The sequence below is a fragment of the Bacteroides sp. 51 genome (genome assembly GCF_010500965.1).
Lineage (GTDB): Bacteria > Bacteroidota > Bacteroidia > Bacteroidales > Bacteroidaceae > Bacteroides.
In genome coordinates, this window is sequence record NZ_QVMI01000007.1 from 134,485 (window position 1) to 142,715 (window position 8,231).

Annotated in this window: 2 protein-coding genes and 1 pseudogene; 1 reads left to right on the top strand and 2 read right to left on the bottom strand. The window is 41.7% G+C overall.

Going from position 1 to position 8,231, the window contains the following annotated elements; genetic code table 11:
* Positions 1-16: 16 nt before the first annotated feature.
* On the bottom strand, positions 17-3,160 hold the full coding sequence (locus D0T87_RS07965; RefSeq protein ID WP_163174556.1) for a TonB-dependent receptor: 3,144 nt from the start codon (positions 3,158-3,160) through the stop codon (positions 17-19).
* A gap of 318 nt (positions 3,161-3,478) precedes the next feature.
* Between D0T87_RS07965 and D0T87_RS07970 the strand changes: the two genes are divergently transcribed.
* Positions 3,479-7,639, top strand: coding sequence for a two-component regulator propeller domain-containing protein (locus tag D0T87_RS07970; RefSeq protein ID WP_163174558.1), 4,161 nt, complete (start codon positions 3,479-3,481; stop codon positions 7,637-7,639).
* A 172-nt stretch (positions 7,640-7,811) separates the two neighbouring features.
* Here D0T87_RS07970 and D0T87_RS07975 read toward each other — a convergent pair.
* Positions 7,812-7,931, bottom strand: a pseudogene (locus tag D0T87_RS07975) (hypothetical protein); the annotation flags it as partial.
* Between the last annotated feature and the right edge of the window lie 300 nt (positions 7,932-8,231).

Consider the following 8,231-nt stretch of genomic DNA (forward strand, 5'->3'; position numbering starts at 1 on the left):
TCTTGTTCTTTTTAAATTAGAATGCAACGTTTAAACCAAAAGTATAAATGCGTGGAGAAGGATAGCGGCCATAGTCAAGTCCATTCATCAAAGCATCGCCATACATACTACCCACTTCGGGGTCGAAGCCATCATATTTTGTCCAGGTATACACGTTTTGCAGGTTTGCATATATCTTCACGTTTGTCAGGTTGAGCGGAGCAATCCATTTCTTTGGGAAAGTATAGCCTAACGAAATATTCTGGATACGTAAGTATGAACCATCCTCTACATACCGATCACTCATACGCTGATTGGCATTAGTAGATGACGCTGAGATACGTGACATATGAGGATCTCCACCGGTTACATGCAAATTGCGGTAATCATTAGGACCATCAGGATCAATCTTTTCTACTTTGGCATAGTTCATTACCTTTTTCAACTGATTATTATTAGCACGTGGGTCTTCAATCCACTTGCGATTATAATTCAACACATCATTCCCGTAAGAACCCGAAAGGAAAATCGTCAGGTCGAAACCTTTCCATGAAAATGTATTACCAACACCAAAGGTAAATTTCGGCTCAGGATTACCAATAAAGGTACAGTCGTTATGGTCAATAACGCCATCTTCATTTAAATCAGCAAAAATATAATCTCCAATCCAGGCGCCACTTTCATCAATAGTTACTCCGGCAGGCAGAGCCACTGGTTGCACTTTTCCATCTTTATCTTTATAAAAGAAATCTTCAGCTTTATTAAAACGTCCGATCACTTTATATCCCCAGAACTGTCCGATAGGCTGGTCCACTACAGTTTTTGTAATGATCGAGTTGTCATCACCTACCCGATACGTTTTTTCGATGGATGAGCTTTCCGTATCCAGACTAAGTACTTTACTGCGATTGAGCGAGAATACAAAGTTAGATTTCCATTGGAAACCTTTTCTATCAATATTAACGGTGTTCATGGTGAGTTCAATCCCTTTATTCTCCAACTCACCGACATTTGCCCATGGATTAGAAGCCGCTCCCGGTCCATTAGATCCCATATAAGCAGGTAACGGGAGTTGTAATAACAAGTCAGTGGTTTTCTTATAATATACATCGGCAATGAATTCAATGCGATTTTGGAAAAGGTTGAAATCTAAACCGATATTAGTAGAATAGGTTGTTTCCCATTTCAAGTCAGGATTAGGTGTATTGCCGGTCAAGACCCCTGTTCCCCATGGTGTGGTTTTCGAACTAAGTAAAGCCATATAAGTCCAGTTAGCCGCATTTTGGTTACCGGTAGCTCCCCAACCCAAGCGCAACTTCAGATTATTCATTACACTGCTGACAGGTTCCATAAAACTTTCATTAGAAACTTTCCATGCCAAAGCGGCTGATGGGAACCACCCCCAACGATTATCTTTAGAAAACTTCGATGAGCCATCGCGACGTAACGTAGCGGTAAGCAGGTAACGGTCATCATATGAATAGAATGCGCGACCGAAGAATGAAGCGATTGAACTTGCTCCTACACTACCTGTTCCACTGGATGCTGTAGCATCTCCGGCATCAAGATCATGGGTTGTATTGGTTAGAAAACCTGTAGTAGCACCTTGTAGGTTCTCCCATTTAGCTTCCGACATTTCTTGTCCCAACATACCGTTAACGGCATGACGGCCAAAGGTATTATTATAGGTAATGATATTTCTCCACGACCAGTATTTGGTATCATTCTTGGTACGACGAGATGTACGGGTTTTATTTTCCAGGATACCAAATTGATAGGATGGTTCAAACCAGTAAATATTAGCCCAGTTATAATCCGCCGAAAGTTCTGTTTTATAGGTTAATCCTTTAATTATTGTAGCTTCTAAATAAGAATTAATACGGAAATTATATTTCTGATTATAGTTTTCGCGGATAGAAGCCATACCTACAGGATTTACCGGCATCCAAACATCGTCAGGACCATCGAAAGAACCATCAGGATTAGTTACTGCCACTGTTGGCTGTTGACGTAAAGCATTCATTATTATATCATTATCGGTACCCACCTCTTGCTTGGTATCTGCCATAGAGAAGTTTATACCTGCTTTGAGCCATTTCTTCACCTGTGAGTCTATATTCCCTCGAAGTGATAAGCGTTTAAAACCAGAACCTACTGCAATACCATCCTGACTGAGATAACCACCGCTGATAGCATATGTGGTTTTATCGTTACCACCTGTAATAGAAAGCGCATGATTGGTCATCATAGCCCTTTGAAAAAGCTCATCTTGCCAGTCGGTACCTTTTCCTAACAAATCGGGACGGACAAAAGCACTGCTTGGAGTTACAATACCTGCATCTGAACGGGCATTATGATGATAAGCATATTCTTGTTGGTTCATCATATCCAGATGACTAGGCATCTCCTGCCAACCGATATAACCATCGTAAGTAATGGTTGCTTCGCCGGTCTGCCCGCGTTTAGTGGTAATAATGATTACACCATTCGATGCACGCGAACCGTAAATAGCAGTTGCCGAGGCATCTTTCAATATATCCATAGATGCAATATCCGATGGATTAATTGCGTTCAACGGATTGCTGCTGGCATCATCTGTAGCAGAGTCAATTACCACACCATCAATAACGAATATAGGCTGACTTGATGCATTTAATGAGTTAATACCACGAATACGGATAGATGTACTGGCACCGGGAGTTCCGGAATTGGCTTGTATCTGCACCCCTGCGGCACGTCCTTGAAGTACCTGGTCGATAGATGTCGGTACAGCCTTGGCGATAGCGGCATCATTAACCGAAACCACCGAACCCGTCAGGTCGCTTCTCTTCATTTGGCCGTACCCTACTACTACAACTTCGTCCAGCATTTCGGAATCTTCTTTCATGGTAATGTCGATCTGTCTTTTACCATCTACAAGAACTTCCTGAGGTGTATAACCGATATAAGTTATCTTCAACTTTCCTTTGGAAGAAACCGTCAGGGAGAAATTACCGTCGATATCGGTGATTGTTCCGTTAGAGGTTCCAACTTCCAAAACACTTGCCCCAATGATAGGCTCTCCGGCAGGATCAACTACCGTGCCTTTAACGGGAATGCTTTGACCAAGCAACCACATAGGCATGAGGCACAACATAAAAAGCAGCCCTAAAGGCTTAAGATAATGATTTGTGCTTTTCATAAAATCATTCTGAGTTTAAATTAATAATGTTATTCGTATTTTCTTAATAGGTCGGAAAAGGGAAAAATAGATTTCATGTTTTCATATTCAGTATTATAATTATAAGGTTATTAGTGCTAGTTTCAATATTGCAAACTTACAAAGGAATTTGCGATTATAGCAAAACAACCGTTTCAATTCGTTACCCCACCGTTACATAGATTAACATCGTGGTAACATTTACTTTTCTGCTAGTTACAAAATACAGTTGTAGCCGTATATAACCGAGATTTTTTATATCTTTGCTTCATGCGTTGACGTAAAAATCTGATTTCCATCATGAAGAAACACCTATCGGCTATAATAAGTATATTCTTTATTTTATTCTCCTTTTCTCTGCAAGCGCAAACCGGGCGGTTTTATTCCACGGATAAGGAATTATCAAACAGCTTGATCAACAAAGTGTATCAGGACAGGAAAGGGTTTATATGGGTGGCTACAGAAAATGGCCTCAACAAATTCGATGGTACCCGTTTTTCGATTTATCGCCATCATGCCCTCGACTCTACTTCCTTAAAAAACAACTATGTACGTTCATTATACGAAGATAGCTATGGTAATTTCTGGATTGGTTGTATCAATGGACTGCAACTGTATGATCGTGCCACCGACTCTTTCAGCGAGATTCACTTGCAGCGGAATGACGAAAACGTAACTCCGCATATTACTGCGATCATCGAACGAGCCAATGGCGAAATATGGATGTCGACGTCGGGGCAGGGAGCCATTTCTATCCGGGTCAACCAAACCAAAACCGACAAACCTTTTGATGTTACCGTAGAGTCCGGACTTTCGGAACGAATAAGCAGCCTCTTCCTGAACACAATCTTTGAAGATTCTAATCAAAACCTGTGGATTGCCACAGAAGGGAAAGGTCTGTTCCGATATTCGCCCGAAACCAAAGAGCTCAAAAACTTTAAAGCCGCACAAGGATTAACAAATGAAGATGTTTCGTCCATCTGCGAAGATATCAATGGAAATATCTTTGTAGGAACACTTACTGGAGGTCTTTATGTATTAAGAAAAGGAACAAGTAACAATGCAGATTTTTTTAGTCCTGTTCCTTATAACAACAAAATGACATTGAATATCAAGACCCTGATGCTCGACAGACAGGGAACGATCTATATTGGTACAGACGGCGAAGGACTGAAAGAATACAATGCAGATAAAAACAGCATCGTAGACTGCCAGATGAATGCTGCCCCATTCGATTTCTCTAAATCTAAAGTCCACTCGCTGTTGCAGGATAAAGATAATAACCTATGGCTGGGAATTTTTCAAAAAGGGATTATTCTTATTCCAAGCACACTGAACCGTTTCAACTATTATGGCTATAAATCCATACAGAAAAACACAATAGGTTCCAGTTGTGTTATGGCTATTTGGACTGATAATCAAAGCATAACATGGATCGGTACGGATAATGACGGTCTATACGGCATTAACGACCAAGGTGAACAGCTAATCCATTATAGCCATCAACCGGGCAACCCGACTTCCGTACCGGGTACAATCATGACCATATACGAAGATTCCGATGAGAATCTGTGGTTGGGCTCCTATTTTAACGGATTGGCAAAAATGAATAAGCGCACAGGACATTGCGAATACATTCCCCAATTATCGGCCAACAACAGTACCGGAGTAAGCGAAAAGGTTTCCTGCGTCACCGAAGACAATCACCGGAACTTATGGATCGGAACATTCGGTTCAGGCATCTGGAAGATAGGGCTGAACGATCGCTCTATTATGCGCTATGAATCGACCCGCGAAGAAAGTAACGACTGGAAGATCGACCGTTTACCGAACGACTGGATCAGTTGCATCCTCAAAGGAAGCGATGGTTTACTATGGATAGGTACTTATAATGGACTTGCCTGTTTCAACCCACAGAAAAACACATTCATTAATTATCTTAATCAAAACAACCTATTGCCCGGCTATGTCGTATCTTCCCTTCTCGAAAGTAGCGACGGGCATATCTGGATCGGAACAACAGAAGGGTTATTCTGCTTTGATAAAAGAACTGAGAAATTCATACACTTCACCACAAACAACGGGTTGCCAAGCGATGTAATTTGTGGTATGTTGGAGGACGAGCGGTCGAATATCTGGATCAGTACCCATCAGGGACTTTCCAAGATGATTGTCAAAGACGATAAATTCATCAACTACTATGCCGCCGATGGTATTCAGGGAAATGAATTCAGCCGTGGGGCTATGTTCAAAGACAGGCAAGGCAAGATGTACTTTGGAGGGACAAATGGAATTACAACTTTCTATCCCAAAGAGGTGGTTGAACAGAAAAAAGACCTGAAAGTGATTATCACTGAGTTCTTTCTGGCCAACCGTGCCATTAAGAAAGGCGATAAATCCGGTAAAAACGTGATCACAGAATCTTCCGTCATGGATGCAACCGAATTCACCCTTGCCTATAATGAGAATACGTTCAGCTTTGAGTTCTCCGCATTGGAATTCAGTAACCCCGAACGGATTATTTACCAGTATAAAATAGATGAGTTGGGCAATGAATGGTCCAGCACTTACCCCGGAATGAACCGGGTAACATTTACCAACCTGAATCCCGGCAAATACACCTTCCAGGTACGGGCATCGGATCATGGCAACCTCTCGGATACGCGTACCATAAGTATCATCATCACCCCACCCTGGTACCAAACCACATGGGCTATATTCGGTTGGGTTATCCTGACTTGTATCATTATATATGGTATTATCATGTATATCCTTTCGCGATTCCGCCATAGGCAGGAGCGACTGGAAATGGAACACCAGGAAGAAATTAATGAAGCCAAACTACAATTCTTCATTAATATCTCCCACGAAATCCGTACACCAATGACACTGATTATCAGTCCGCTGGAAAAGTTGATCGCCGAAGGAAACCAGGAGAAACAGGCTACCTACCTGATGATCTATCGCAATGCGCAACGTATCCTGCGACTAATCAACCAATTAATGGATATCCGTAAGCTCGACAAGGGACAAATGCATCTCAAATATCGTGAAACAGACATTGTCGGTTTTATATATGATGTCATGCAAACCTTTGAATACCAGTCGCAAAAGAAGAATATACGCTTTATATTCGATCACAGTGATAAAGAACTAAAAGCATGGGTCGACCTGAATAATTTCGATAAGGTATTACTAAATGTATTATCCAATGCGTTCAAATATACGCCGGAAGGAGGCGAGATTGACATTAAGTTATCCACCGGATGTAATGAAGCAATCAAAGGCCCCTTAAAGAGATATTTTGAAATCAGCGTAACAGACAACGGAATTGGTATAGATAAAGATAAGATAGAACAAATCTTCGAACGGTTCTACCAGATAAACAACGACCTCACCAACTCTAATTTCGGTACAGGTATCGGATTACATTTATCCCGTTCGCTGGTTGAGCTTCACCAGGGAATAATTAAAGCGAAAAACAGGGAGGAAGGTGCTGGTACACGTTTTATCATCCGCCTGCCCATGGGGTGCGACCATCTGAAAATGGAAGATTTGGAGAATCCGGAAGAGATGATCGAGAAAGAACCTATCATCGACCGGAAGAAATCTTCTCTTCCCGATAGCCTGATTGATGAAGCACAAGATGAACAGAAAAAGGTAAAAGCCAGAACCCGCTACAAAGTATTGGTGATTGAAGATGACGATGAGATACGCCGTTATATCAGCGATGAACTCAGCGATTCCTTCCGCATCAGCGAAAGTGTCAACGGTAAAGATGGCTGGGAACAAATCCTTAAAGAAAAACCCGACCTGATTATCAGCGATGTGATGATGCCGGAAATGGACGGTATTACGCTAAGCAGAAAGGTAAAACAAAACATCAACATCAACCATATTCCCATTATCCTGCTTACTGCAAAATCCAAAGCAGAAGATAAGATCGAAGGGCTGGAAACGGGAGCCGATGCGTATATTGTAAAACCATTCAATTCCGACCTGCTGAAATCAACAGTCAACAACCTGATAAACAACCGCGAGCGTCTCAGGAACAGGTTCTCTAATGAAAAGCAGGTAGAAGAGAAAATTGTGAAGATTGAACGGAAGTCCAATGATGAAATATTGATAGAGAAAATCATGAAGACCATCAATGAGCATCTGGACGACCCAAATCTAAATGTAGAAATGCTAGCTGCCAATGCAGGAATGAGCCGTGTACACATGCACCGTAAATTGAAGGAACTAACCAATCAATCGGCCCGGGATTTTATACGGAACATCCGCTTGAAGCAGGCAGCAACTCTATTGTCCGAAAAGAAACTGACAGTATCCGAAGTAGCTTATGCAACCGGGTTCTCGAATATATCCCACTTCTCCAGCTCATTCAAAGAGCTGTACGGTATGTCACCCACAGAATATAAAGGCAACAACGATAGCGAAGAAGCAGCGAAGGAACAGTAAGAGAGACGGATGGGCACTCCCACCACCCCGGCCTAAAGGCCACCCATCCTTTCTTCTATCCTTCCGTCCTGATGGATCACAAAATGATAGCCAATACTTTTGAATCCTCTTTCCCGGTGATAGCGATCAATATCAGCGTCCCCATAGCCAGGCGGAATGCCCCGTCCTGCCGTTTGTATGCAATCAGGGCATGCCCATATTGCATATAACTGACCAGACTTTCTATCCGGTCCACCATCCACTCCGCACATTCTTCCGTGCATTCTTTCTCAAACATAATTCGTTTCTTCATCTCTCTTCTTTTATTGATGTAAAAAGGTCGGTGCCATCCCAATGGTATGCCCTAGCCATTCCAATGGTTTGCCTAGGGCAAACTAATGAGATGCCTGGGGCATCTCAAACTTAAGATTTATCCCTGCTTCCCGTTACAAAGAAACGAATAATATATTTTCACAGTATAGAAACTGTTTTCCAGATAATATGATTTATTACCCTGTATCTTTGTTGTTCTATTTATTAGAACAAACTATTGTTATTAACTTATCATTAATTTACCAAATCATTCATTATGAAGAAAAACTTTTCAGAATCC

Excerpts from the sequence above, each read along its gene's own strand:
- D0T87_RS07965 (WP_163174556.1), bottom strand. The coding sequence starts at position 3,160 with ATGAAAAGCACAAATCATTATCTTAAGCCTTTAGGGCTGCTTTTTATG.
- D0T87_RS07970 (WP_163174558.1), top strand. The coding sequence starts at position 3,479 with ATGAAGAAACACCTATCGGCTATAATAAGTATATTCTTTATTTTATTC.